The sequence below is a fragment of the Brevibacillus borstelensis genome, from assembly GCF_003710865.1.
Classification (GTDB): Bacteria; Bacillota; Bacilli; order Brevibacillales; family Brevibacillaceae; genus Brevibacillus; species Brevibacillus borstelensis.
Genome location: NZ_RHHO01000031.1, coordinates 83,040 through 108,310, shown reverse-complemented (window position 1 = coordinate 108,310; position 25,271 = coordinate 83,040). Strand labels below are relative to the sequence as shown.

General features: G+C 51.7%; 24 protein-coding genes and 1 other annotated feature. Of the genes, 15 read left to right on the top strand and 9 right to left on the bottom strand.

Annotated elements, in window-relative coordinates:
- Positions 1-8 precede the first annotated feature (8 nt).
- From EDM54_RS14970 to EDM54_RS14945, 6 genes are all read left to right on the top strand, one after another.
- On the top strand, positions 9-683 hold the full coding sequence (locus EDM54_RS14970) for a site-2 protease family protein (protein ID WP_003387168.1): 675 nt from the start codon (positions 9-11) through the stop codon (positions 681-683).
- Between the two features lie 21 nt (positions 684-704).
- On the top strand, positions 705-1,460 hold the full coding sequence (locus EDM54_RS14965; RefSeq protein ID WP_003387167.1) for a segregation and condensation protein A: 756 nt from the start codon (positions 705-707) through the stop codon (positions 1,458-1,460).
- A gap of 3 nt (positions 1,461-1,463) precedes the next feature.
- Positions 1,464-2,048: an SMC-Scp complex subunit ScpB gene (scpB, locus tag EDM54_RS14960; protein WP_003387165.1), complete on the top strand. Its 585-nt coding sequence runs from the start codon at positions 1,464-1,466 to the stop codon at positions 2,046-2,048.
- A gap of 87 nt (positions 2,049-2,135) precedes the next feature.
- Positions 2,136-3,302 (top strand): D-alanyl-D-alanine carboxypeptidase family protein, encoded by a 1,167-nt coding sequence (locus tag EDM54_RS14955; protein ID WP_024984928.1) that lies wholly within the window; start codon positions 2,136-2,138, stop codon positions 3,300-3,302.
- The gene (locus EDM54_RS14950) at positions 3,295-3,885 is read left to right on the top strand and encodes a nucleoside recognition domain-containing protein (protein ID WP_003387162.1); all 591 of its coding nucleotides are present in this window, start codon (positions 3,295-3,297) and stop codon (positions 3,883-3,885) included. Before EDM54_RS14955 ends, EDM54_RS14950 begins: the two co-directional genes overlap by 8 nt.
- A 12-nt stretch (positions 3,886-3,897) precedes the next feature.
- Positions 3,898-4,431 carry a spore maturation protein gene (locus EDM54_RS14945; protein ID WP_003387161.1) on the top strand — a complete coding sequence of 178 codons (534 nt, stop codon included), beginning with the start codon at positions 3,898-3,900 and terminating at the stop codon, positions 4,429-4,431.
- Positions 4,432-4,553: 122 nt separating this feature from the next.
- Here the strand turns inward: EDM54_RS14945 and EDM54_RS14940 are convergent, their stop codons facing one another.
- Positions 4,554-5,003, bottom strand: coding sequence for a MarR family winged helix-turn-helix transcriptional regulator (locus EDM54_RS14940; protein ID WP_031931832.1), 450 nt, complete (start codon positions 5,001-5,003; stop codon positions 4,554-4,556).
- A gap of 140 nt (positions 5,004-5,143) precedes the next feature.
- Positions 5,144-6,511: an MATE family efflux transporter gene (locus tag EDM54_RS14935; RefSeq protein ID WP_031931833.1), complete on the bottom strand. Its 1,368-nt coding sequence runs from the start codon at positions 6,509-6,511 to the stop codon at positions 5,144-5,146.
- A 169-nt stretch (positions 6,512-6,680) separates the two neighbouring features.
- On the opposite strand from EDM54_RS14935, the gene EDM54_RS14930 reads away from it, so the two are divergent.
- The 7 genes from EDM54_RS14930 (at position 6,681) to EDM54_RS14900 (ending at position 14,765) form a co-directional block, all read left to right on the top strand.
- On the top strand, positions 6,681-7,430 hold the full coding sequence (locus tag EDM54_RS14930) for a pseudouridine synthase (protein WP_003387157.1): 750 nt from the start codon (positions 6,681-6,683) through the stop codon (positions 7,428-7,430).
- A gap of 161 nt (positions 7,431-7,591) precedes the next feature.
- Positions 7,592-8,119 carry a thiol-disulfide oxidoreductase ResA gene (gene resA / locus EDM54_RS14925; protein WP_031931834.1) on the top strand — a complete coding sequence of 176 codons (528 nt, stop codon included), beginning with the start codon at positions 7,592-7,594 and terminating at the stop codon, positions 8,117-8,119.
- 8 nt (positions 8,120-8,127) lie between these two features.
- A complete protein-coding gene (resB, locus tag EDM54_RS14920) occupies positions 8,128-9,756 on the top strand; it encodes a cytochrome c biogenesis protein ResB (protein WP_003387155.1) in 1,629 nt (542 codons plus the stop codon).
- 24 nt (positions 9,757-9,780) lie between these two features.
- Positions 9,781-11,010 carry a c-type cytochrome biogenesis protein CcsB gene (gene ccsB, locus EDM54_RS14915; RefSeq protein WP_003387154.1) on the top strand — a complete coding sequence of 410 codons (1,230 nt, stop codon included), beginning with the start codon at positions 9,781-9,783 and terminating at the stop codon, positions 11,008-11,010.
- A gap of 103 nt (positions 11,011-11,113) precedes the next feature.
- A complete protein-coding gene (locus EDM54_RS14910) occupies positions 11,114-11,830 on the top strand; it encodes a response regulator transcription factor (RefSeq protein ID WP_003387153.1) in 717 nt (238 codons plus the stop codon).
- Entirely contained in the window at positions 11,831-13,609 is a 1,779-nt protein-coding gene (locus tag EDM54_RS14905; protein ID WP_122958410.1) for an ATP-binding protein, read from the top strand. It abuts the gene before it with no gap.
- A gap of 19 nt (positions 13,610-13,628) precedes the next feature.
- Positions 13,629-14,765: an HAD family hydrolase gene (locus EDM54_RS14900; protein WP_122958409.1), complete on the top strand. Its 1,137-nt coding sequence runs from the start codon at positions 13,629-13,631 to the stop codon at positions 14,763-14,765.
- A gap of 259 nt (positions 14,766-15,024) precedes the next feature.
- Here EDM54_RS14900 and EDM54_RS14895 read toward each other — a convergent pair whose 3' ends face one another.
- The 7 genes from EDM54_RS14895 to EDM54_RS14865 form a co-directional block, all read right to left on the bottom strand.
- Positions 15,025-15,300, bottom strand: a complete 276-nt coding sequence (locus EDM54_RS14895; RefSeq protein ID WP_122958408.1) for a hypothetical protein — start codon at positions 15,298-15,300, stop codon at positions 15,025-15,027.
- A gap of 15 nt (positions 15,301-15,315) precedes the next feature.
- A complete protein-coding gene (locus EDM54_RS14890; protein ID WP_122958407.1) occupies positions 15,316-16,596 on the bottom strand; it encodes an ArsB/NhaD family transporter in 1,281 nt (426 codons plus the stop codon).
- A 123-nt stretch (positions 16,597-16,719) separates the two neighbouring features.
- Positions 16,720-18,303 (bottom strand): phosphoglycerate dehydrogenase, encoded by a 1,584-nt coding sequence (gene serA / locus EDM54_RS14885; protein ID WP_031933252.1) that lies wholly within the window; start codon positions 18,301-18,303, stop codon positions 16,720-16,722.
- Positions 18,296-19,450, bottom strand: a complete 1,155-nt coding sequence (locus EDM54_RS14880; RefSeq protein WP_031933253.1) for a pyridoxal-phosphate-dependent aminotransferase family protein — start codon at positions 19,448-19,450, stop codon at positions 18,296-18,298. The genes serA and EDM54_RS14880 overlap by 8 nt, the downstream gene beginning before the upstream one ends.
- A 162-nt stretch (positions 19,451-19,612) precedes the next feature.
- Positions 19,613-19,859: a binding site (T-box leader), on the bottom strand.
- Positions 19,860-20,185: 326 nt separating this feature from the next.
- Positions 20,186-21,118, bottom strand: a complete 933-nt coding sequence (locus EDM54_RS14875) for a manganese-dependent inorganic pyrophosphatase (RefSeq protein ID WP_003387145.1) — start codon at positions 21,116-21,118, stop codon at positions 20,186-20,188.
- 124 nt (positions 21,119-21,242) lie between these two features.
- Complete coding sequence (locus tag EDM54_RS14870) at positions 21,243-21,452, bottom strand: ferredoxin (RefSeq protein WP_003387144.1); 210 nt, start codon at positions 21,450-21,452, stop codon at positions 21,243-21,245.
- Positions 21,453-21,555: 103 nt separating this feature from the next.
- Positions 21,556-22,467 (bottom strand): hypothetical protein, encoded by a 912-nt coding sequence (locus EDM54_RS14865; protein ID WP_003387143.1) that lies wholly within the window; start codon positions 22,465-22,467, stop codon positions 21,556-21,558.
- 104 nt (positions 22,468-22,571) lie between these two features.
- Here EDM54_RS14865 and EDM54_RS14860 point away from each other — a divergent pair, with 104 nt between their 5' ends.
- Both EDM54_RS14860 and EDM54_RS14855 read left to right on the top strand, forming a co-directional pair.
- Positions 22,572-23,705: a YpbB family protein gene (locus EDM54_RS14860; RefSeq protein ID WP_122958406.1), complete on the top strand. Its 1,134-nt coding sequence runs from the start codon at positions 22,572-22,574 to the stop codon at positions 23,703-23,705.
- Positions 23,686-25,269: a RecQ family ATP-dependent DNA helicase gene (locus EDM54_RS14855; protein WP_122958405.1), complete on the top strand. Its 1,584-nt coding sequence runs from the start codon at positions 23,686-23,688 to the stop codon at positions 25,267-25,269. Before EDM54_RS14860 ends, EDM54_RS14855 begins: the two co-directional genes overlap by 20 nt.
- The last annotated feature ends 2 nt before the right edge of the window (positions 25,270-25,271 follow it).

Sequence of the window (25,271 nt, the reverse complement as noted above, 5' to 3'; positions counted from 1 at the left end):
AGAACGGAATGGACTTTGGGAATTTGTTTCACTTTGATTGGGAGACGGTGCCCTTTCGCCTGATTGCATTTGTCATCGCCTTTACGTTGCATGAATGGGCACACGCCTTTGTCGCCTGGAAACTGGGAGACGACACCGCGAAACAAATGGGGCGTCTTACGCTAAACCCTGTTCCGCACATCGATCCCTTCGGATTGATTTTGATCTTGTTCGGTCCTTTTGGCTGGGCCAAGCCCGTACCGTTCAATCCGATTAACTTTCGCGGCAACAAACGGCTGGGGATCGTCTATGTTGCAGCGGCGGGACCGCTCGTGAACTTTATTTTGGCCGTCTTTTTCATGGTCATTTTCGTCGTGGTGATGCAATCCGGCGTACTGCTGGACATGAGCGACAAAATGAGCCTCGCCATCAGATTGACGCTCGTCAACTGTGTGGTCATCAACTGCGCGCTGTTTGTATTTAACCTGCTGCCGATCCACCCGCTGGACGGGTCGAAGATCGTCCGGTTTTTATCGCCGCGCCGGTGGGACAGCTTCTTTTACAAATGGGAGATTTACGGCCCGTGGCTGTTGCTGTTGTTAATTTTCTTGCCTGCGATCAGGGGGCTGATCCTGGGAGTGCCGCTGGAATTAGCCCTGAAGAGCGTGGAAGAAATTGCTTTTTCAATTTTAGCGCTGTTCTAGTCAAGAAACGAGGGAGAAGTCGTGTCTTACAGCATCAAACTTGATTCCTTTGAAGGGCCGCTTGACCTCCTCTTGCATCTGATCGACAAGGCGGAAGTGGATATTTACGACATTCCCATCGCGGAGATCACCGAGCAGTACTTGGCGACGATCGACACGATGCAAGAGCTTCAGCTGGACGTGGCCAGCGAGTTCGTGGTAATGGCAGCGACGCTGTTGTCGATCAAGAGCAAGATGCTATTGCCGCGCAAGGAAGAGCATGTCTTCCAGCCTCATCTGGATATGGAAATGGAAGAGATCGATCCCCGCGAAGAGCTCGTTCAGCGACTGCTTGAGTACAAGCGATATAAAATGCTGGCGGAGAATTTGCGTGAGATGGAAGTAGGCCGCAACCAGGTGTTCACCCGTCCGGCGGAAAATTTGGCCCCCTATGTGCGCGAAGAGGAAAATACGGTGAAGGACGTAACGCTGTACGATCTGCTTCACGCCTTGGAGAAGCTGGTAAAAAGGGTAACCCAGACAGACCCGGTGGCCAAAGTATCCCGTGATGAAATTTCGATCAAGGACAGGATGCAGGAAATCCGCCAATTGTTGAAGGTTGGCGGAGGGATGGTTCGTTTCTTTCAGTTGTTTTCAGCGAATGCCACGCGCACGGAAATCGTCACGACATTTCTCGCCTTGCTGGAGCTGATGAAGTCCAAGCACATTACATGCGTACAAACCAAGCTGTTTCATGACATCATGATCTGTGAACAATCGAAAGAAGGGGGCCTTTAGCTGATGGATTACGACAAGCTGAAAGGCGTCATTGAGGGGCTGCTGTTCATTTCGGGCGATGAGGGAATCGACGCCAAGCAAATTAGCGAAATCGTCGAAGTGCCCGAAGAGACGATTGTCGATCTGATCGAGGATATGAAGGCGGATTTTCGCCGAGCCGGGCGAGGGATCCAAATTGTCGAGGTAGCCAGAGCGTATCAATTGACGACACTGCCTGAGCATGTTCCCTACTTTGAACGACTCGCTACTTCCCCCAGTCAGTCGACCCTTTCCCAGGCAGCCTTGGAGACGCTGGCAATCGTGGCCTACAGACAGCCGATTACGCGTTCGGAAATCGAGGAAATTCGCGGGGTAAAATGCGAGAAGGCGCTGAATACGCTGCTCTCCAAGCAGTTGATCCGGGAGGCTGGCAGAGCCGAAGGCGTAGGGCGTCCCATCTTGTATGCCACGACGAAAGAATTTCTCGAGCATTTCGGGCTGCGCGAACTGAGCGATTTGCCGGAACCGCCGGTCAGTTTAAATATTGAAGAAGCGAGAATGGAGGCTGCAGCACTCTTTGGCAGCCCGGAAGAACCCGTAAACGACTAGCTTCGTCCAGGACAGATTCGGTACTATTGAATAACTCGTCCCCATATACTGGTACAAACACTGGTATCGCAAAATGGGGAGGACGTTATGAACGTACGGAAATATCTGTCCGGCGCGCTCGTCGTTTTTCTTTTTTTCCTGCTAGGGACGCCGAATATCGCAAGTGTGAAAGCCGCATCCAAAGCACCCGGAATCTCAGCGGAAGCGGCAGCCCTGATCGATGTAGCCAGCGGTCGGATTCTGTATTCCAAAAACGGTTCGAAAAAAATGAGGATTGCCAGCTTGACGAAGACGATGACAGCCATTGTTGCGATTGAAAACGGCCGGTTGGAGGATATCGTGAGCGTGCCGAAGGAAGCTGTCGGCGTGGAGGGCTCCTCGATTTATTTGAAAAATGGCGAGAAGCTGACGCTGGAGGAACTGCTGTACGGACTGATGCTTCGCTCCGGAAATGATGCAGCGGTTACTGTAGCGCATCACATTGGCGGTTCGGTGCCCGGTTTTGTCTACCTGATGAACGAGAAAGCGGCCATGATCGGGATGAGTCACACCAATTTCACCAATCCGCATGGACTTGATGACAGCAACATGCACTACTCTACAGCGGAAGACATGGCAAAGCTGTCCGCCTATGCGCTGAAAAATCCCGTCTTTCGGCAGATCGTTTCCACGAAAGTAAAAAACATCTCCTGGGAAGGCGAGGAGTACGACCGCCGGCTGCAAAACAAGAACAAATTGCTCCATCTGTACCAGGGCGCAGACGGCGTGAAGACAGGCTATACCAAGCTGGCGAAAAGATGTCTCGCATCCTCGGCGACCAGAGACGGAAGGCAGTTGGCAACGATTACGCTCAATGCACCGGATGACTGGAATGATTCGATGGCGTTGATGGATTGGGGCTTTCAGCAGTTTTCCAATGTCACCGTGGTAGAAAAAGGGGAGATCGTGGAGACAGCGTTGTCCGACAGGGGCCAGGGGATCAGGCTGGCGGCGCTCAACGAATGGATTTATCCGCTGCGAAAAGAGGAAACCGCACAGATCAAGAAAAAGGTTGTCTTGACCGAGAAGCAGGTCAGCCAAGCGGTCGCGGGGAGTCATGCCGGCTTTTTGCAAATATTTATCGGCGACCGGCAGATCGGGCAGGTTCCGCTCGCGGTTCTGGGCGACTCGCCGACCATGGCGAAAAGCGGCCATCATCCAACCTTCTGGGAGAGGGTATGGAAGATCATCGCAGGGGGAATGTGGAGTGCTTAACTACATCTGGCTTGCCTTGATCGTGATCAGTATCGTCGTTGGTGCGCTCAACGGCCGGATCGAAGCGGTGAACCAGGCGGCTTTCGAGGGTGCCAAGACGGGGGTGACCGTCTGCTTTGGCCTGTTGAGTGTCCTGGCGTTCTGGATGGGGATGATGCGGATAGCGGAGAAGAGCGGCCTTTTGGAAGGGCTGGCCAGGCTGCTTTCGCCCATTATCAGCCGCCTGTTTCCCGACGTGCCGAAAGGCCATCCGGCGATGGGATACATTCTGTCCAATATGAGCGCCAACCTGCTGGGGCTGGGAAATGCCGCTACTCCCATGGGACTGAAGGCGATGGAAGAGCTTCAGAAGCTGAACCCTGACAAGCAGAAGGCCACTCCTGCCATGTGTACGCTGCTTGCGATTAATACCGCCAGTATTACGCTGATACCGACGACGATGATTGCCATTCGCATGCAATACGGCTCAGCCAATCCTGTAGAAATTGTCGGCACGACCTTGCTTGCATCCTTTGGCGCTACTGTTGTCGCCCTCACACTCGACCGCCTGTACCGCTACCGTCACGAACGCAAAACAAGATAAGGGGGCGCAGCCATGTACCAATGGATTTCCATGATCTCTCTGTGGGCTATCCCGGTCATGATCGCCTTTATTTTGGTTTATGGCTGGAGCAGGAGCGTTCCTGTATATGAGACGTTTGTAGACGGGGCAAAGGGGGGCCTGACCACCACAGTCCGGATATTGCCCCACTTGGTTGCGATGATGGTAGCTGTCACGATGTTTCGCGAGTCGGGTGCGCTGGAATGGCTGCTCTCCCTGATGTCGCCGCTGCTGGAGCTGCTGCATGTCCCGGAGGAAATCGTCCCGCTCGCCTTGCTTCGTCCGATTACCGGGACAGGATCGCTTGCCGTAGCGACGGATATGATTGCACAGTACGGCCCGGACTCATTTTTGGGAAGATTGGCAGCGACTATGCAAGGAAGTACAGATACGACCCTGTATGTGCTGACTGTCTATTTCGGAGCGGTGGGCATTCGCAATTCCGCTTATGCTCTGCGCGTGGGTCTATGGTCCGACCTGGCCGGGGTCATTTTTTCTTTGGTGATCGTATCCTACGTGTTTGGATAAAATGCTTCGCTGCACGCTGATGTATCCGTGTTTTGTCTGATTAAAAGAAAAGCCAAACACTCTGAAGGCTGCAGAGCGTTTGGCTTTTTTCGTCCTGGATGATCAAGCGAGGTGACATGCGGTTAACTGCGCTGATTGACCGTTTTTGCTATATCGACAAGCTTCTTCATCGTTCGTACGACCTGCTGAAGCTCGTCGAGATCGACCTTTGAATAGTAGCTATTGATGAGTCGCATATCGATCGACTCAAGTACCTTTTTATACTGCTCACCCTCTGCGGTCAGCTTGAGAAAAAACTCGCGCTTGTTCGCGGGATTGGGCTGGCGGTATATCAGATGGCGGCTTTCCAGCTTCGAGATGACCTGGCTGACTGCGCTTTTGGAGATGTTGAAGCTGTTGGCCAGCTCATTGGAGGTGATCTCGTCCCTTTGAATGATTTGCAGCATGATAATCTCCTGCTGCGCAGTCAGCTTATACTGATCCAGCTCTTTGGTATCGTTTAAAATCAAGGCGTTAAACTCGTCAATCGCCTTGTGCAATTCGGTTGTTACCTGCTGATATTGCTCGAACATCCGCAACACTCCTGAGAAAAGTAGAATGAACGGCATAAGTGAAGAACATAACCATCCTTATTATTGTAACGATAAGGTCATGGTTCGTACAGGCTTTCCATTGAAACATCATCAGCAACGAAGACAATGCGACGTGGCGGTCATTGCTTGCTGCCCCAGCCTGCAGCGACAGTAGGACTGGTCGGCACCGGCTGTTGCAATCGGTTTATGAAAACAACTGCGAGAGCGGTAACTGCCTGAACGGCAGGGTAGACAAACCAGATCCCGTCTACTCCAAACCATTTCGGGAACAGCCATAGAAACGGAGGGACGAGAAGCAATCCCTGGCTGGCAATGATCACTAGCGATTTTTTTATTTGTCCAATAGACTGGAAATATTCGGCGTAAACCAGGTTGTATCCGAGAAACAGGTACGCCAGAAAGAACATGCCTATCCCTTTTACCGTAAGAGTAAAGAGCTCTTCAGACTGGACGTCGAACAAATTGACGAGCGGGCCGGCAAATACAAATCCGCAGCAGACGGCGACAACTCCGGCAACCAAGGCGGTCTGCACACCGAGCCTCAGGCTTTTTTTCAGCCTTCCGAAAAGACCTGCTCCAAAATGGAAGCTGGCGATCGGCTGCAGCGCTGCGCCAATGCCCAGGAACAACAGAACCATGACGGCGTGGATGTAGTTCACGATCGCGTAGGAAGCGACACCAGTTTCACCCATCGCTTTCATGAAAGCGATGTTGAACCCGATGGTCACGATTGCTGTCGACGCTTCAGCGACAAAGCTGGGAAATCCGATGCTCAGGATGTCTTTGAAGATTTTCGGCTGCAAGCGGAAGGCAACGACCCGCAGAGTGCTGCTCCTTCTGAGAAAATGGGTCAGCAAGACGAGAAAGCCGACTGCCGCAGACAGGACCGTAGCAGCCGCCGCCCCTTTCACACCCATGCCCCAAATGAAAATGAACACATAGTTGAACAAAATGTTCAGGATCGCTGTGACGATCAATGAAGCCATCGAAAGAGTCGGGTTTCCGTCATTGCGGACAAAGACACTCAAGATATTTTCCAGTACGTAGACAAAGCCAAAGGCCAGGAGCACAGTCAAATAATCCCGAACGTAGGGAAGGATGACTTCGTTTGCTCCGAACAGATAGGCAATCTCATCGAGCTTCCATAGACAAAGGGCGGTAATGGAAGCTACGAGGAAAACAGCAAGTGCTATGGCGTGAGAAAAGATCGTTCTCGCTTGCTTGATTTCATTTTGTCCCAGAGCGATCGAGTACATGGTAGCCCCGCCCATCCCGATCCAGAGTGAGATGGAGAGAAAGATAGAGAAAGCGGGGACCGCGATATTGACCCCGGCCAAACCGTTAGGTCCCACACCGTGCCCGACAAAGATGCCATCGACGACGATATTGATCGACATCAGCAGCATGCCGAGGACAGAGGGAATCAAATACGAAATGAAAAGCTTTCTGATAGGTGTTTCTCGCAATTTTACGCTAGTATCTGTCATGATAAACAAGCTCCTGTTTCTATATGGTTAAGTTAACTTAACTAAACTCTAATATATTTATGCCTCGTTGTCAACCCACTTGAAGAAACTTGCAAACCAGCAGGGAGATTTTCCGTTGTTCTTGTCCACACTGGTAAGAATGGGTATGATGTTGTAGAGGTGATTCGACATGGAACGTTTACAGAAGGTGCTGGCAAATGCAGGAGTTGCCTCTCGTCGACATTGCGAGGAGCTGATCGTCCAAGGCAGGGTTCAAGTCAACGGTCAGATCGTGAAGGAACTGGGGACACGGGTTGATCCGGATAACGACAAGATCAAGGTCGATGGAAAGCTGGTGCATCTCGAAAGGAAGATATACGTCTTGCTGTACAAGCCCACCGGCTACATCACCAGCGTCTCGGATCCGCAGGGAAGACGGGTCGTGGTCGATTTGCTAAAAGGAATCAAAGAGCGCGTCTATCCAGTCGGGCGTCTCGATTACGATACGTCAGGTCTGCTGCTCTTGACGAACGACGGAGAAATGGCTCATATGCTCACCCATCCCTCCTATGAGATGGACAAAGTGTACAGGGCATGGGTCAAAGGGGTTCCTGCCAGAGAGAAAGTGAGCCAGCTCGAGAGCGGGATCAGGCTGGAGGACGGAATGACCGCGCCGGCACAGGCCAAGCTGCTGAAAACAACTTCGGCTCGTGACCGTTCACTGCTGGAGCTCACCATCCACGAAGGACGAAATCGGCAGGTGCGCCGGATGTGCGAAGCGATAGGCCATCCGGTATTGAGTCTGGAGCGCATCCAGTTGGGTTTTTTGACATTGGAGGGCTTGCAGCCGGGGCAGTATCGCCCGCTTACTTCTGCTGAGGTAGAGAAAATAAAGAGCGGACTTTCGGCGGGTCCAAAAAGAAGGAAACGGCATCGTTAAGCCGTTTTTTGCGACGTTCAAAATCTGTTCATATGTTGTAGGCTGTCAGAAAAAAAAGCAAGGCTATAATAGAAGGGAAATATGGGTAACAAACGAGAGCTGCATACCGCCGAACCGTTTATCTGGTTACCCAAAAGATGCAGGATGGGAGCTAGGGCAGAATGGACAAAAAGAATCGTACATACATCAGGGTGGCGATCCTGGGTGTTTTGCTGGCGGCGCTCGTCTTCGCCGTTTATACCAGTTTCGTCAAGGACCCCAATGCAGTCAAAGTAGGGAAGGAAGCCCCCAACTTCAGCCTGGAGCAGTTGAACGGCCCGGCTGTCACGTTGTCGGATTTCAGAGGAAAAGGCGTCATTCTCAACTTCTGGGGTACCTGGTGCGAACCATGCAAAAAAGAGATGCCAGATCTTCAGAAGCAGTATGAGGCTTACAAGGACAAAGGCTTGGTCATCCTCGGGGTGAATATCGGAGAATCTCCTGTTACAGTTGAGCCGTTTACGAAGCAATTCGGGATTACGTTCCCGATCCTGATGGATAAGCAATCGGAGATTACCAAGCTCTATCGAATCGTTCCAATTCCCAGCACATTTTTCATCGACCCGGATGGAAAGGTGCAGGAAATCTTTTTGGGACCGCTCAACGAGGACATGATTACACAAAAAGTGGCAAAAATCTTGCCTAAGTGAGGAGCAATATGGATCAGATAAAATGCGAATGCGGTCATGCCAATCCGGTCGGAACCATGCTCTGCGAGTCGTGCGGCAGGCCGCTGGAATTGGAGATCAAAGGAGAAGCATCGTTCCCGGACATGCGCTATGAAGGGATGGCTCGCCGTTCACAGACGTACTCCCGGACCATCATCGACCGTATCTGGAACTACTTCTCCTCGGTAAAGGTTGCTATCGGCATTATCGTTATTATTTTAGTCGCTTCGGCAATTGGAACCGTTTTCCCCCAACAGCAATATATTCCTGTTCCGGTTCCGACAGAGCCGGACGTCGCGAGGTTTTACACCGAAACATACGGAAAGCTGGGAACGATCTACTATACCCTGGGCTTCCACAATATGTACTCATCCTGGTGGTACGTCACGCTCTTGGTAGCGCTGGGTACGTCGCTTGTGATCTGCAGTCTGGACCGGGTTATCCCTTTGTACAAGGCGCTGAGCAAACCGCGCGTCAATCAGCACAAGTCCTTTTTGAAAGGACAGAAATTTTACGGCGAAGCCGAATTGCCTGCAGAAACAGACTCCGCCGCATTGGTGGAAGCCGCTTCGGCAGCATTGCGGAAAAAGGGATACCGGATTTTCCAAAACGATCAAGCGATGATGGCGGAAAAGGGCCGTTTCAGCCGATGGGGCCCGTACATCAACCACATCGGTCTGATCATCTTCTTGCTTGGTGTGCTGCTTCGGAATGTCCCGGGCTTCTATCTGGACGAATTCGTCTGGGTACGCGAAGGGCAGACCATAGCGATCCCGGACACGCCGTACTACGTCAAAAATGTTCAGTATCACACAGAGTACTGGAAAGAGGAGGAAATGGCTCAGGAGCTGGATCTCAAAGGCGGAGCCGTCGTAAAGAGTTACCAGACAGACGCCATCCTCTACCTCAACAAAAATGCTGATCTGCCAGGGGCCAACCCGGATCTGGTCGAGATCAAAAGCGGTCCGATCATCGTCAACCACCCGATGGAACACGAAGGACTGGCCCTTTATCAAACTGGCGTTCAGGAAATGCAGCTGGGAGCCTTGAATTTTGTTCTGGTCGACAAAAAGGCCGGCAACAAGGAGATCGGACCGATCAAGCTGGATCTCTACAATGTCCCGGCTGAGCAACAGGTCGCAGATGGTGTCAAGGTTCGCGTCCTGGATTACTTCCCTGACTTTGTGATGGGAAAAGACGGGAAGCCGGCGACCCAGACGAATTTGCCGAAAAACCCGATGTTTGCGCTCGAGGTTGTCTCGGAGGCGGACAACGCTTCAGAAAAGCTGGTCTATCTGAGCGGATCGATTATTACGGAAAAAGACGACTCCCGCTATACACTTGAAATAAAAATGCCGGATCTGATCGACATCAGCGGTTTGATGGTTCGCAAGGACAAGGCTGTTCCGCTCATCTATTTCGGCTCCTTTATCTTCATGATCGGCGTGGCGATGGGATTCTTTTGGCAGCACCGACGCATCTGGCTCCAGTTCCATGGCACCAGAGTCATGTTGGCCGGACATACCAACAAGAACTGGTACGGTTTGAAACAGGAGGCGGGGGCGATGATCGAGCAAGCCAAACTGCCGATTGCGATCGAAGATAAATCAAAAGCGTAAACAGCTTTGAGGAGGTTTTTAGACGTGCAGCTTGTACAATTAAGTGATTGGTTGCTGGATATTGCTTTCGTGCTGTACGTGTTGGCGTCCATCGTTTTTGTCGTAGCCATGACGGGGAAAAATTGGGCGGGACGCGATCCCAAGCAGCATGAATTAAAATACGGCCGGATCGCCTATTGGCTGGCGCTCATCGGCTTTATCGCCCAGACCGGGTACGTCATTTTCCGTTGGATCGCAGGGGGCCACAGCCCGACGAGCAACATGTTTGAATTTATGGCCTTCCTGGATTACTGTATTATCCTTGCGTATCTGATTATTTATCGTATTTACAAGCTTACCGTGATCGGCGCGTTCGTTCTGCCGCTCGGTGTTATCATGCTTGCTTATTCCTACGTTTTTCCAAAGGAAATCACGCCTTTGATTCCTGCTCTGCAAAGCTACTGGCTGCATATTCACGTGACGACGGCAGCTTTGGGAGAAGGGATTCTCGCTGTCGGCTTTGCCGCAGGCTTGATGTATCTGGTGCGTACGGTACCGCAAGAAGCGGCTACCAAAAGCACGCGCTGGCTTGAAATTGTTCTGGCAGTCGTCATGATGCTGGTGGGCTTTATCGGTATGGAATCTACTTTTTCGCGCCTGGATCACAAAACAGTATTCGAATTGCCAAAAGAACAATTGAACTTTCAGGGTGAAATGGAGAAAATGAAGGTAGAGTATACGCTGCCTGCAATCGTCGCTCCGGAAGGATCGAAGATTATCCAGGCAGGTCCCATGACACCGCTGTTTACAGCTCCGAGCTGGATGGAAGGAAAAGACGCGGCTCGAAAGCTCAACACGATGATCTGGTCCGTGATTTCCGGTTTGGTTTTGTACGGGGGATTGCGCTTGATCCTGCGCAAACGGTTGGGGGCGGCTATGCAGCCAGCCGTCAAAGACATTGACCCCGAGTTGATCGATGAGATCAGCTACCGGGCGATCAGTATCGGATACCCCGTATTTACGCTGGGCGCCTTGATCTTCGCGATGATCTGGGCAGAAGAAGCCTGGGGACGCTTCTGGGGCTGGGACCCTAAAGAGGTATGGGCGCTGATCGTATGGCTGTTCTACAGCGCATACCTGCATTTGCGCTTGTCGCGGGGATGGATCGGGGCGAAATCCGCCTGGATGTCTGTCATCGGATTTGTCATCATTCTAATAACGCTTGTCGTCGTCAATCTGGTGATTGCCGGATTGCATTCTTACGCAGGCGTGTAAGGGAAAACTGGATGTCTAAAAAGCTGGTTTTGATGCCAGCTTTTTAGACTATCATCCGGTTGTTGAAACAGATCGAATTTAAAGGGAGCCACGAGGTGATCTTATGGAAAAAACAGCAAGCATTTTGGTCGTTGACGACGAGGAGCGCATTCGTCGCCTGCTGAGAATGTATTTGGAGCGCGAATCTTTTCTGATTGACGAGGCCGATAACGGCGAACAGGCATTGGAGATGGCTTTGACATCCGATTACGATATTATTTTGCTTGATCTGATGCTGCCTGGGATGGATGGAATTGAAGTATGCCAAAAGATCCGCGAGCGAAAAGCGACGCCGATCATCATGCTTACGGCAAAAGGCGAGGAAACGAATCGCGTTCACGGCTTCGAGGCTGGCGTAGATGACTATGTGATCAAACCGTTCAGCCCGCGTGAAGTCGTTTATCGTGTAAAAGCGATCCTCCGCCGTTCTTCAGCAACGGCTTATCTCAAGACAGAGACCTATAACAGCCACTCCGTTCTCGTTTTTCCGGAGCTGACGATTGATCACGACGCGCATAAGGTGATTGCAAGCGGACAGGAGGTCAGCTTGACACCAAAGGAATACGAGCTGCTGCATTATTTGGCGCTTTCACCCGACAAGGTGTTCACTCGCGAAGAGCTGCTGAAAGACGTCTGGCACTACGAGTTTTTTGGCGATTTGCGCACAGTGGACACGCATATCAAACGGCTTCGGGAAAAGCTGAACCGCGTGTCGCCGGCAGCCGCACAGATGATCGCGACGGTCTGGGGCGTCGGCTACAAGCTTGAGGTGCCAAAGTAAGTGGATATTGTTCGCAGCGTAGTTGGAAAACTATGGATGACCATCATCGCGCTTTTCGCTCTTGTTCTGACGCTGTTCAGTCTGATGATCGTACAGTCCTTTGACAGCTTTTACTTTCAACGACAAACGAAAAATTTGCAAAACGTGGCAGAAGGCCTCTCGCAAACCTTGTCGGCCTATACCGATAAAACGACGGCTCTCTCAGTAGCAGCCAGCTTTTCCGCCGTGCATCGCACCGGACTGATCATGGTGGACGAAAAAGGGAAGCCGATCGGGGCGAGCGAGGGAAACGATTTTTCGTTTATCCCTGTTGAGCAGCTGCTGGAAGCGCCGGAGCTGAAGCTGGGCGAAGCGCTGCAGGGCAAGCACCATACGCCTGAACGAATTATCTTTTCGCACAATCCGGCGGACCGAAATGGAGCCGTGCAGCTATTGGCTGTGGCTGTTCCGATCGAGCTGTCGAAGGACAAGCAGGGCGCACTTGTTATGTATCAGGCGATTGAAGATTTTGACGATACCGTGAAGGAAGTCAGAAAGCTGATATTCGTAGTAGGCGTGATCGGTTTTATTTCGACAACGGTCTTTGCCTTCTTCCTGTCTTCGCGGATTACCTTTCCGCTTCGGCAGATGAAAGAGACAGCCCACCGCATCGCGGAAGGCGACTTCCATGCCGAAATCCCCATCCGCACGAACGACGAGATCGGGGAGTTGGCGGCTTCTTTCAACAGCATGGCTAGTCATCTGAACAAGCTGGTCGACGCCTTGTCCAAGGAAAAGGAACAGCTCGCAAGTGTTTTGAGGAGCATGGTTGACGGTGTCATCATGATCGACGAGCAAGGAAAAATTGCCGTTACGAACCCTCCGGCCGAGCACTTTTTGCGGGACTGGACTTATGAGCATCCAGACGAGCCTATCCCATTGTTCCCGTTCTATCAAATGGTTGTACAGACAGGGCAGGAAGTGACAGATGAAATCCCGGCACAGGGGCGAATCTGGTCACTGGTGATGATTCCGCTCACGGATCGCGAGCAAATCCGCGGGGCGGTTGCCGTCGTCCGCGAGGTGACCCGTGAGCGCAAGCTGGACAAGATGCGCAATGACTTCGTGGCCAATGTTTCACATGAGCTGCGAACGCCGCTGTCGATGCTTCAAGGGTATAGCGAAGCGATCGTGGATGACATCGCCGCTACCCCCGAGGAGCACAAGGAACTGGCACAGATCATTTACGACGAGTCCGTACGCATGACCAAGCTGGTAAATGAGCTTCTCAATCTGGCAAGGATGGAGGCCGGCCATGTGGAGGTCTCGCTGGAAAAGGTCGAGGTCAGCCCGTATCTGGAACGGATTCAGCGCAAGTTTGTCAATCTGGCCAGGGAGCAAAAGATTCACCTCCTCCTGGAAATCAACACATCTGTCACGAGCATCTGGATCGATCCGGACAAAATGGAGCAGGTGCTGACCAATTTGATCGACAACGCGATCCGCCATACCCCGGAGAACGGTAATGTCACGTTGCGGGCGCGCGGCGATCGGACACTCCTCCTGGAAGTAAACGATACAGGCAGCGGCATTCCCCAGGAAGACCTTCCGTTTGTCTTCGAACGCTTTTACAAGGCAGACAAGGCTCGCACCCGGGGAAAAGCCGGGGGGACGGGTCTGGGCCTGGCAATCGCCAAGAACATTGTCGAGGCGCACGGAGGCACGATTGGCGTACAGAGCAAGCTGGGAGAAGGGACGACCTTTACGATAGCCCTGCCTGACAAACAGAAACAGAAATAATTTAGAGGAGTGAGAGAGAATGATCAAAACCATCCTGTTTGATGTAGACGGTGTTATGTTGAGCGAAGAGCGCTATTTTGACGCCTCGGCGTTAACCGTGTGGGAATTTCTGCACAGCCCTCTCTATCTCGGGTTGAGCGGCGATATCTTTACCGCTTCACCGGAAGAAAAAGACATCCGCCGCGTCCGCGAACTCGTTTTTGCGAATGACGAAGTGCTCAATTTCATCAAGTCGCGAGGGATCAACTCCAACTGGGATATGGTCTACTTGACTGTTGCCTACCAGATCATCAGACTCTGTGAGCGGCTGAAAGCGGAATTGGGCCAAAAGGTCACCGATCTTTTGACTGGACAAATCAATCGTGCAGAGCTGGCGCGTCTGGCTGAATGGGCGAAAGAGTACGCTCCGGACTTTGCGATCGAGTATGCGAAGTTTACTACCGACTTTTCCCGCGGGAATGCCCAGAAGGCGGAAATGCTCCTGTATCTCAACCAGATCGCCCGCGAACGGTGTGGTGTCGTCACCAACGTCTTTTCCAGAAACAGCGACCTCTGGCAGCTCTGCCAGGAGACCTTTCAGGAGTGGTACCTGGGTGATGACCGTATCGCGGCTTCGATTGGCCGTGAAACGATGCAGCCCGGCAAGAAAGGCTTTCTGAATGATGAAATCCCGATTGTCAGCCCGGAAGAGATGATTCAGCTGTTCCGGACACTAAAAGAGAAGGGCTACACATTGGGAATCGGCACAGGCCGTCCGTCTATCGAAACGCACGTGCCGCTGGGAGAGCTGAAGCTGCTGGAGTGGTTTGATCCCAACCGTGTCGTGACGGCGACACATGTGCTGGAAGCAGAAAAGGAATCACCGGCCCACGCGCCTTTGTCCAAGCCGCATCCATTCTGCTATGTAAAAGGACTGCTCGGCCTGGATACGCCAAACAGCGAAGTTCATAGCTTTGCACTGCCTGTTCCAAACGGGGACGAAGTGTTGATCGTCGGAGATTCCCCCGCAGATATGCTGGCTGCACAGGCGATGGGATGCCGTTTTGCTGCAACACTGACAGGTTTGTCCGGAAAGGCGGCACGGAGCAAATTCGAAAGCGCAAAAGCGGACTATATTTTAGACGATGTTCGCGACATTCTCTCGATTCTTGAATAATGGCAAGTGTTTGGCTCCGTCAGCAGTGGTTGGCGGGGCTTTTTAAATGAGGATCAGGGGCTGTTAGGGTCATTTCCAGCCGTCTCCCAGCTTGCGTCGCGGCGCTGCATGGATGCAGTCAGACAGTAAAAAAAGGTTGCTTGGGACTCATCGCAAGCGATGACGAATGCGTGAAAAAATAAAAAAAGCCGGGTCGCAGAGAACCGGCTTTTCGTATGCTTTCAATCAATTGCTTTCAATTAATAGTGAAATTCGTTGATTACTTCCATTGAAGAGATTCCAGACAGCGGAAGCGGAAGGCTTGTACGAGGAAAGGAATAACCGCATCCTTACGCACGATCACTTCGTAAGAGCCGCCTTGACGGGAGTAGAAAAAGGCATCGGTATAGTCCTTGTTGTCCTCAAAATAGGAGCGAATCTGCTTCAGACGATTGCGCATGTCTTCGGACTTCACTTCGATGGAGAAGGTAACATCGTTTTCATTTTCCGTTTCCTGAATCTCGATCAGGGACTGATCAAACGTATATGCAACCATACCCGATCCTCCTTATTAGAAAAAGTAGCGCAGGAAAATGTATGCGTGCGACAGGATGATGGACATGATCATCAGCGGAAAAGCGACCTTCAGGAAGCCGACGAAACTGATGTGATGTCCTTCCTTGGCCGCCAAGCCGGCCACAATCACGTTTGCACTCGCGCCAATCAGCGTACCGTTGCCGCCGAGACACGCACCCAATGCCAGGCTCCACCAGAGCGGCTCCAGATTGGTAATTCCCAGTGCGCCCATCTCCTTGATCATCGGAATCATCGTGGCGACAAACGGGATATTGTCGACGAACGCCGATGCAATCGCACTCAACCAGAGGATCAAAAACGAAGTCTTCATGGCATCTCCGCCAGTCAGGTTGATCGCTTCTGCGGCCAGCTTCGCGATTACGCCTGTTTCCACCAATCCGGAGACGAGTACGAACAGACCTACGAAGAAGAAGATGGTTGTCCATTCCACTTTGCTGATAGCCTCTTCCAAATAGTGCTCACCAGTGATGAGCAGGAGCAGGAAGGCGCCGGTAAGGGCAATCGTTGCGGATTCGAGATGCAGCATTCCGTGGAGCATGAAGCCGACAATCGTAAGTCCAAGGACGGTGAGCGATTTTTTGAGCAGCTTGGAGTCTGTGATCTCATCCAGCTCATTGAGGCTCATAATTTTTGTTTTCAGTTCCGGCGTCGTCTTGAGATCCTTTCGATAGATCAGAGCAAAACAGAAAACGGTTACAATCATAATGACGATAACGACTGGAGCCAGGTTTGTCAGAAACGCCATGAAATCCAGCTCAGGCACAGAGCTTCCGATCATGATGTTCGGTGGGTCGCCGATCAGCGTTGCCGTTCCTCCGACGTTCGAGGCAATGATCTCCGAGATCAGATAGGGGAGAGGATTGACCTGCAGTTGTCTTGCAATGCTGAATGTGACCGGTACGATCAGCAGAACAGTCGTCACGTTGTCGAGGAAAGCAGATGCGGCTGCTGTAATGAGACTCAGATAGATCAGGATACGCAGGGGATCTCCCTTCGCGGCCTTGGCAGCACGAATCGCCATGTACTTGAACACGCCTGTTTGCGCTGTAATGGCGACAAGGATCATCATGCCGATCAAAAGGCCGAGGGTGTTGAAATCAATGTGATGCACGGCCTGCTCCTGATCGATGACGCCAAACAGGATCATCAGGATTCCGCCAAACATGGCGACAATGGTACGGTGAAGCTTTTCGCTGATAATGAAGGCATATGTAACCAAAAAGATGCCGATTGCGATTATCGCTTGTGTGGCCATAAGAATCTCCTCTCGGTGAATGGATTAGTCTGGATATAATTATAACGATAACTTTAATATGGGTAAAGGAAGAGCCTGGTCAATAGACCAGGCCGTGTGGATGGAAAAGCAAGCATAAGGCGGCTACAGCTCGATTTGGGTCACACTTTTCACTTCAGCAAGTTCGCCCATTGTGTCCAACAGTTCGGCGGTAATCGGTTTATCCACAGACAGCATCATGATCGCATCGCCGCCCATGTCACGGCGTCCTACCTGCATCGTGGCGATGTTGACGCCGTTTTCACCGAGGATGGAACCGACGCGCCCGATGACACCGGGACGGTCGTTGTGGTGAATGTAGAGCAGATAGCCTTCTGGAGCCACGTCGATGGCAAACTCGTCGATTTTCACGATGCGCGCTCCGTAACCGTTGAGCCGGGTGCCGGCGACCTTGCGCGACTGCTGAGTCGTTTTGAGCGTAACGGTCAACAGATTGGTAAAACCTTTGTTCTGAGCCGCTTTTTGTTCGGTGACGGTGATATCGCGAACCTTTGCGAGCAGAGGCGCGTTTACGAAATTGACCTCCTCGCCCAGGTGGAACGAAAGCACGCCTTTCACGACTGTCCGGGTGAGTGGAGCAGTGTCGACGTCGGTCAATTCTCCACTGTATGTGATGGCTATTTCCTGAACAGAACCAACCGTTACTTGAGCCAGGAAATGACCCAGTTTTTCGCCCAAGGTGAAGTAAGGCTGGAGGCGCTCCATTACATGAGGCGGCATGGAAGGCAGGTTGACCGCATTTTTAAACGGCTCGCCGCGAAGCACCTTCAAAATTTCCCCCGATACGTCGACAGCGACGTTTTCCTGCGCCTCGACAGTGGATGCTCCCAAGTGTGGCGTTACGACTACCTGGGGCAGTCCGATCAGCGGGTTGTCGACAGGCGGCTCCACTTCAAATACGTCAAGCGCGGCTCCGGCTACTTTTCCTGTCAGGATCGCTTCGTAGAGTGCTTTTTCGTCGATAATGCCGCCACGTGCGCAGTTGATCAGGCGAACGCCATTCTTCATTTTGGCAAATTCTCTGCTGCTGATCAGGTAGCGCGTTTCCTTTGTCAGCGGAGTGTGGACGGTAATGAAATCAGCCTGGCGGCAAATTTCGTCCACCGTTGCGTTGGCAACACCCAGCTTTTGGGCACGCTCCTCAGTCAGAAATGGATCGTAACCGAGCACGGTCATCCCGAACGCTTTTGCCCTTTTGGCTACCTCGGTCCCGATACGTCCCATGCCGATGACACCCAGCACTTTGTTGTTCAGTTCAACACCTTGGAAGCTTTTCCGATCCCACGTGCCGTCAGCAAGTTTTCGGTAGGCTTGCGGAATATTGCGGGCGACAGCCATGAGCATGGCAAAAGAGTGTTCCGCAGTAGAGATCGTATTTCCGTCTGGTGCGTTGATGACGACGACACCGGCTTCCGTAGCTGCATTGACATCAATATTATCCACACCGACACCGGCGCGTCCGACAGCCTTCAGGCGTTTGCCGGCTGCCAGCACTTCTGCTGTGACCTGTGTCTGGCTGCGAACGAGCAGCGCATCGTATTCTCCGATGACCGTTAGCAGGTCGGTAGGGGAGAGGCTTGTGTTGCGGACAACTTCTACATCTGGTGCGTCCAACAGCTGTTGGATGCCGTATTCGCTGAGCGGATCCGTAATCAATACTTTATACATGAGTAAGGAGCACCTCCTGGGCAGCTTTTACACCGGCTCCCAATTCTGCGGGAGCGCCGATTTGGCGAAGCGACAATTCAATGGCGGCAACGACCTGAAGGACATCAAGCGGTTCGCAATAACCCATATGGCCGATGCGGAAGATCTTTCCTTTCAGATGCTGCTGACCGCCGGCAATTACGATGTTGTGATGATTTTTCAGCACCTTTCTCAACTGCTCGGGGTCGAATGCATCCTGCGGATGGCAAGAAGTAACGGTAGCGGCAGCGAATTCATCCTGGGCCATCAATGGGATGTTCAGCGCACGCATCGCTGCACGGGTCATATCACGCATGAGCTCGTGACGTTTGATGATCGCCGGCAATCCCTCTTCCTCGAGCATATTGCATACCTCTGCCAGGCCAAAAACGAGCGAGACGGCTGGTGTGTACGGAGTTGTTTTGTCAGCGAAGCTCTTCCGGTACGCTTTGAGATCCAGGTAAAAGGCGAGTGGCTTTTTCCTGTCAATCACTTCCCATGCCCGCTTGCTCGCTGCCAGAAAAGCAAGTCCCGTAGGCAGCATGAATGCCTTTTGCGAGCCGGTAACCACGATGTCTACGCCCCATTCGTCCATTTCGCAAGCGACCGCGCCAAGGCAGCTGACTGCATCGACGATAAAGAGGGCATCGGATTTTTCGCGAACGACTTGTGCAAGCTCGCGGATTGGATTTTGTACCCCTGTTGAGGTTTCGCAATATGTTGCAAATACCGCTTGCACAGACGGTTTATTCGCCAGGAACGTCGCCAGCTTTTCTGCTGTGACAGCCTCGCCCCAAGGAACCTCCAGGCGATGCACCACGATGCCGTATCGCTCGCAAATTTTGGCAAAACGCTCGCCGAATGCGCCGCTGACCAGTACGGCGGCCTCTTCGCCAGGCTGAAGCGTATTCACCACGCTCATTTCCAGTGCGCTCGTACCGCTGCCGGCCAGGATAAAGACGTCTCCCGATGTCCCGAAGTAGGGACGCAGCCGCTCTGCCGTACTGGCAAACAAATCGGAAAATTGTCCGCTGCGATGGCCGATCATCGGCTGATTCATCGCTTGTTGGACACGGGGCGGGATCGGGGTAGGACCTGGTATTCTCAAAATCATTTTGTCTGCAAACATGGTTTCTCTCCTCCTTGGTTATCGATCTGTGAGTGGAAAGTAAGCAACATGACGGTTCGAGCATCGAAGATCGCCATGAAAATAGCAAATCGAAAGTGCAGGCAAACATTTGCTGAATGCAAAAAAGCCTCCCGTTCCCACACTGCTCCCAGCTTGGAAACAGTGAGGGACGAGAGGCTATGCTTCGCGGTGCCACCCTCATTTGTCCTTCTTCTCGCAAAGAAAGACCTTGGCAGGTACAAGACCTGAGAGATAACGGATCTACCGTTCGCGCCTACTGCGATACCCGGGATATCGGTTCAGCGCAACAACTCGGAAGTGCTCATCCTAGTGCGGAACCACCGATTCGCAGCTACCATCGGCTCTCTGAGGGTTTCCGGGCTAGGCCTATCTTCGTCACCGTTGTTGAAGTATTCGCTAAGATTTGTATCTACGATAACACGGGTAATTATAGTCGTCAAGCACAAAAAACAGAAAAAAAGAACATTGATACAAAAAAACAATATATAGTTCGTGAAATATAGGGGGTTTTACCAAAAGGGATTAATGAAAATAACCTAAAACCGAACGTTAAGTAATAAGTTTCCTATAAAATGGGTTTTTGCGCGGAAAATGTTCGGGTTTTGCTTGATCGAATGCCCATTGAAGAAAAATGCCCTTTACCGTCAGCTCACAGAAGGGTACAGGGCATTTTTCTCAAGTGCTTACGAAAGGAAGTGATGCAGGGGAGAGTGGTTACATGTTGGTCAGCGTATCCGTCAGAACAGGTACGATTTGTTTTTTCCGTGACACGACGCCTTTCAGTACCGCCTGATTATCAACAAGGCTGACGTTGTATGCCTTTTCTACCGCATTCGAAGCGCGTCCAAGAGCAAGGCCGATGGAATCGTTGTTCAAAATATCGGTTACCACGAACAGGAACAAATCCAGGCCCTTGTCGGAAATAATTGCAGAAAGTGCTTCTTCCAGCTCCGCTTTGCGTGCCAGAACGTCGTTCACATCGACTGCATTTACCTGAGCAATTTCCACCTTGTAGCTGCCCATCTGGAATTCCTTCGAGTCAAGAGAGATCAGCTGGGCGATCGATTTCGTACTCAAATCGGCACCGGCTTTCAGCATATCCAGGCCGTACGCATTCAGATCGACTCCGGCAATCTCCGCCAATTCATGGGCTGCCGCTACGTCCTGCTCCGTGCAAGTAGGGGATTTCAACAGCAGCGTATCGGAAATAATCGCAGACAGCATCAGCCCAGCCATTGTCTTCGAAATTTCAACGCCGTGTTCCTTGTACAGCTTTTTCAGGATGGTCGTTGTGCAGCCGACTGGTTCGGCCCGGTAATACAGAGGATTGCTCGTTTCAAAGTTGGCGATTCGATGGTGGTCGATGACTTCGACTACTTGGACCTTATCAATGTCGTTTGCACTTTGCTGGCGCTCGTTATGGTCTACCAGGATGACCTCGTTTGCTTCGTTTGCCACAGTCTCGACCAGGCGGGGGGCATCTACTTTGAACGTATCCAGCACAAATTGCGTTTCGCTGCTGATCTCGCCCAGGCGAACGGGCTCCACATCTGCACCCAGCTTGGTTTTGAGATCCGCATATACGATTGCAGAACAAATGGAATCAGTGTCCGGATTTTTATGTCCGAAAATAAGTGTTTTTCCCATTCTAATGCTCCTTCGTTGTTTTTGGCGAGAAAATTATACCATGAAAAGGGGGAGAAATGCGATGAAAATGAAAAAACCCCCCACAGCTGAAGAGCGGTGAGCGGTTTTTTGTGAGCTGGGAATCTTACTCTTCCACTTTAATGGAATCAGTAGGGCATCCTTCAGCCGCGTCGCGAACGTCGTCAAAAAGGATTTCCGGAATCTCAGCACTATTGGTGTTATCGTCGATCTTGTTGAAAGCAAGGCCTTCGTCATCGTAATCGAAAACGTCAGGAGCCGTTGCGCCACAAGCACCGCAAGCGATACAGGTTTCTTTATCTACCCATGTGGTCATCGTGGTTTCACCTCCCATACCTGATGGTACGTCCACTGTCATAACTCATTGTATGCTCTGTCTGGAAAGATTTCAAGAATGAATCGTATCTAAAAATGTACGACTATCGATAAAGCGGTATCTCAGGTGCCTTCAGGCTGCTGTAATGCTTGCCTTGTACCTCTTTAAAATCTCCGCTGTGCACCGCATCAGTCGCTGTCAACAGGCGAACTGCGGCGTCAACGTCTTTTATACCCAAGTTCTTGGCATCGTCAGAACCAAACAGCAAGTCGAGACGAGCGGTCAAATCCTCCGGGCTGTAGCTCTCCCATTTTTTATGGGCGCTGATGGAATGAGCCGCGATGTACGTCTTGTAGTGGAACGGCAACTGCTTCCATTGGTCTGCGCTCACATTGGCTGGGACGTCTTTTGGGAGCGTCTGCTTTGTAACGTACGCCGACTCCCAAACGGCCAATGAATGGTAGAACTGCTCGCTTCCCTTGAACCAGCCGTCCAAGGACAGCCGAGAAGAGATTGCAGCCGGAGAGAGAGCATTACTATTCTGATCGGAGAGCAATTGCTTCATACCATCCAAATAAGCCCGCACCCCAGTATTAAATTGGCTGTGTGCCTGAACGAGAAGAGGAGAGGTTGGCAAGGGAACTTCTTTGTCCAACTGTTTGCCAGTCTGCTTTGCGGCTTCGACCAGTTGCTCCAACGCATCCTTTTGCGCGGACTTGTCCAGATTCGGCCAAGCTGCCATCTTCTCAAAATGCGCTCGTTTCAATTCCTGCACAGGAGCATAAACGGCGTAGTAAAAACGGATAAAGTCCTGTTCGCTGTACAGCTTTTGCTCGCGCAACTGGCGTTCCCGTTCTGCTTCCAGCTTCTGCTGTTCGAGAACGGCTGCTTGCTGTGCTTCAATCTTTGATTTCATATAGTAGGCACCGAAAAAAAATCCGCCAACAAAGCAAGCAAGTGTTATGATGATCATGTAGGCAAAGATAAATTCTGACTTCGACAGACGCTTGTTCATACAATCCTCCACAGTTGTTGGTACGATTAAGGGATGAGTCTCGTGTTGGCAGCAGGAGAGCAATCATACACGGGTCTGTATCCCGATATGGAAAAGGAGTACCCATGAGCAGTTCAACTCTTCATGATCGGGAATGGGCTTTCATACGTTCGCTGACCATTACAGGGATGCTTCCCTTGGCAGGCGAGCGGACGGTTCAGGCCCTTTATTACATATTGCGTGGCAGAAAAGCAAACCAGACCCTGCAGGACGTTCATTTATACAGCCTTTATCCGTATTATCGGATGTTTCCCCGTCTTTTGAAAGAGGATTGGGAGAAAATTGTTTATAAATTGCAGGAGGAGTCTTTGCTGATCCCGATGCAGAGGGCGGAAAGTGGAAGAAAACCGTCATTTGTCTTGACGGAAAAAGCTCTTCAAATCGCGTCCGAAAGCGAAAGAGAGTACAACTTTTCGTACTGGTTTGAACCCTTTACCGCCGCAGATATCGCCGAGCAGATTGATTTGTTTTGGCTGCGGCTGCATCTGATCGTTCAGACGGTTTCCCACTTATTGGAAGGCGATCTTTCCTTTCAGCCGATCGTCCAGGAAAAACGCACCCAGCGCTGGGTAAAAGAGTGTCTGGCGGACAAGGAGCGGCGGGCTCGCTGGACAGAAGGCTTGGCACAGGAGCTGTTCTGTTCCATGTCTCCGCTTTCTGAGTCCGTCCAGGAAATGATCTTCCAGCGTTTTTCGGGCGTTTCCCAGTCGGGACTCACGCTGTCACAACTGAGTTTGCGAAAACGGGAAGCTCCAGCTTATATTCACATGCAGATTCGCTGCGGGCTGGCTCGGATGATCCGTACGATTCAGGACAATCGCGCTGAGTTCCCCCTGCTGTCTGCTTTGCTGAAAAATGAGGGGGGAAAAGACCCGCGTCTGACTGAAAGCGCATCTTTGACATACGTATTGGCCAAACAGGGAAGCAGCATCGAGCAGATTGCCAATAGGCGGGGCATCAAGCCGGGTACGGTCGAAGACCACCTGGTGGAAATCGCTTTGCGCTGCCCGGAGTGGGACGGCTCGCGATATCTTTCAGCTGAACTGGCAGAAGAAATTGTCAAAATCAGTGAGCGGCTTGGGACGAGCAGGTTGAGACTCATTAAAGACCAGCTCGGCCCGGGCGTTTCGTATCTGCAAATCCGACTGGCGCTGGCAAGAAAGAAAGGAGGAGAAGAAGATGCAAAAAGAGACGCTTGACCTAAGACTCGGGGATCTTCTGAAGCGTCATTTCGGCTACTCCTCTTTTCGTCCGGGACAGTGGGAAATCATCGAGCGGATTCTCCGAGGCGAAAACGTGCTGGGACTGATGGCTACGGGGGGAGGCAAGTCCGTGACATATCAGCTTCCTGCGCTTTATTTGCCAGGGACGGCAGTCGTCGTTTCCCCGCTAATCTCTTTGATGACCGATCAGGTGCAGCAGCTTCGCGGGAAGAGAAAAATCCCCGCTGCGTACATCAATAGCACTATGGAGCCTGCAGAGACGCGGGAGCGCCTGTTTGAAATCAGCCGCGGAGCGTACAAGCTCATTTATGTATCACCGGAAAAATTGCAAAATTCCGCAGTTCAAAAAGCGCTGGTCCGCGCTGGCGTATCTATGCTCGCGATTGATGAAGCCCATTGCATTTCGCAGTGGGGCCATGATTTTCGCACTGATTATTTGCGTCTGCCACAGGTGGTCCAAAGCTTGGGATCGCCTCCTGTGCTGGCAGTGACGGCAACGGCGACGCCAGGGGTGAAAGCGGAGATTTGCGATCTCTTTGACATCAAGCAGGAAAATGTCATTACCCAGCCGCTCAATCGGGAAAATATCGCCATAGACGTCATCCTGGCTGAGTCCGAAGCGGATCGCAGACAGATGGTAAAAAAATCCATAGACGAATTGCAAGGACCGGGAATCGTTTATTGCAGTACCCGGCAAACAGTGGAACTGCTCGTTGCGGAGTATCAGCTTTCCGGGAAAAAAAGTGTGCATGGCTATCACGGCGGGATGAGCAGCATGGAGAGAATGGTTGTGCAAACGCAGTTTTTGCGGGGGGAGCTCGATGCCATCATAGCTACCAATGCGTTTGGCATGGGAATCGACAAATCCGATATCCGCTTTGTTCTGCACTATCACTTTCCGCCAAGTCTGGAAGCCTATGCGCAGGAAATCGGCAGAGTCGGAAGGGATGGAAAAGCAGGCTATGCCGGGCTTTACTACGTCCCGGAAGACAGGCTGATTCACACCCATCTGCAGGAGAAGGAGTATCCCACCACGGAGCAGGCGCTTCGGTTTTTGCAAGGGCTTTCCCAGGCAGGGACCAAGCCCATCTCCGAGCTTGCGATGCATGACATCCCGGAAGAGATGGCAGCTCTCTTATTTTTCTATGCAGAGCTAGCGGGGATCGTCAGTGACGTGGCAGCGGGACGAGAAGAATACCGCTATGAACTGAGTGATGCCTCGCAGATGGGGAACCTCGCCGAAAAAGCATCCCAAATGATCGAAGCGATGGAAAAGCCGAAATGGCTAAAGCGTCAAAAACTGTTGGAAATGCTTCGCTGGCTCGAAGGGAACGAATGCTATCGGATGCGATTAAATAGATACTTTGGCGAGCTCGATCATACTTCATCGGCTGCCTGCTGCAGTCATTGCGGGTTGGACAGATCCGCCTATTTGGACAAGTCCGGATCGCGAACGGAAAGAACAGGGAAAAACGCATGGAATCTGAGGAAGGCATTGGAAAAGCTTTTGCCGAATAAAAAGGGAGGAAGCATCTTTTGAAG

Bases quoted from the DNA above. Each gene is read 5' to 3' on its own strand.
- EDM54_RS14900 (WP_122958409.1), top strand. From the start codon at position 13,629: ATGATCAAAACCATCCTGTTTGATGTAGACGGTGTTATGTTGAGCGAA.
- EDM54_RS14945 (WP_003387161.1), top strand. From the start codon at position 3,898: ATGTACCAATGGATTTCCATGATCTCTCTGTGGGCTATCCCGGTCATG.
- EDM54_RS14855 (WP_122958405.1), top strand. From the start codon at position 23,686: ATGCAAAAAGAGACGCTTGACCTAAGACTCGGGGATCTTCTGAAGCGT.
- EDM54_RS14870 (WP_003387144.1), bottom strand. From the start codon at position 21,452: ATGACCACATGGGTAGATAAAGAAACCTGTATCGCTTGCGGTGCTTGT.
- EDM54_RS14875 (WP_003387145.1), bottom strand. From the start codon at position 21,118: ATGGGAAAAACACTTATTTTCGGACATAAAAATCCGGACACTGATTCC.
- scpB (WP_003387165.1), top strand. From the start codon at position 1,464: ATGGATTACGACAAGCTGAAAGGCGTCATTGAGGGGCTGCTGTTCATT.
- EDM54_RS14890 (WP_122958407.1), bottom strand. From the start codon at position 16,596: ATGGCCACACAAGCGATAATCGCAATCGGCATCTTTTTGGTTACATAT.
- EDM54_RS14860 (WP_122958406.1), top strand. From the start codon at position 22,572: ATGAGCAGTTCAACTCTTCATGATCGGGAATGGGCTTTCATACGTTCG.
- EDM54_RS14940 (WP_031931832.1), bottom strand. From the start codon at position 5,003: ATGTTCGAGCAATATCAGCAGGTAACAACCGAATTGCACAAGGCGATT.
- EDM54_RS14910 (WP_003387153.1), top strand. From the start codon at position 11,114: ATGGAAAAAACAGCAAGCATTTTGGTCGTTGACGACGAGGAGCGCATT.
- EDM54_RS14955 (WP_024984928.1), top strand. From the start codon at position 2,136: ATGAACGTACGGAAATATCTGTCCGGCGCGCTCGTCGTTTTTCTTTTT.
- resB (WP_003387155.1), top strand. From the start codon at position 8,128: ATGGATCAGATAAAATGCGAATGCGGTCATGCCAATCCGGTCGGAACC.
- EDM54_RS14935 (WP_031931833.1), bottom strand. From the start codon at position 6,511: ATGACAGATACTAGCGTAAAATTGCGAGAAACACCTATCAGAAAGCTT.
- EDM54_RS14865 (WP_003387143.1), bottom strand. From the start codon at position 22,467: ATGAACAAGCGTCTGTCGAAGTCAGAATTTATCTTTGCCTACATGATC.
- EDM54_RS14895 (WP_122958408.1), bottom strand. From the start codon at position 15,300: ATGGTTGCATATACGTTTGATCAGTCCCTGATCGAGATTCAGGAAACG.
- serA (WP_031933252.1), bottom strand. From the start codon at position 18,303: ATGTATAAAGTATTGATTACGGATCCGCTCAGCGAATACGGCATCCAA.
- EDM54_RS14880 (WP_031933253.1), bottom strand. From the start codon at position 19,450: ATGTTTGCAGACAAAATGATTTTGAGAATACCAGGTCCTACCCCGATC.
- resA (WP_031931834.1), top strand. From the start codon at position 7,592: ATGGACAAAAAGAATCGTACATACATCAGGGTGGCGATCCTGGGTGTT.
- EDM54_RS14930 (WP_003387157.1), top strand. From the start codon at position 6,681: ATGGAACGTTTACAGAAGGTGCTGGCAAATGCAGGAGTTGCCTCTCGT.
- EDM54_RS14970 (WP_003387168.1), top strand. From the start codon at position 9: ATGGACTTTGGGAATTTGTTTCACTTTGATTGGGAGACGGTGCCCTTT.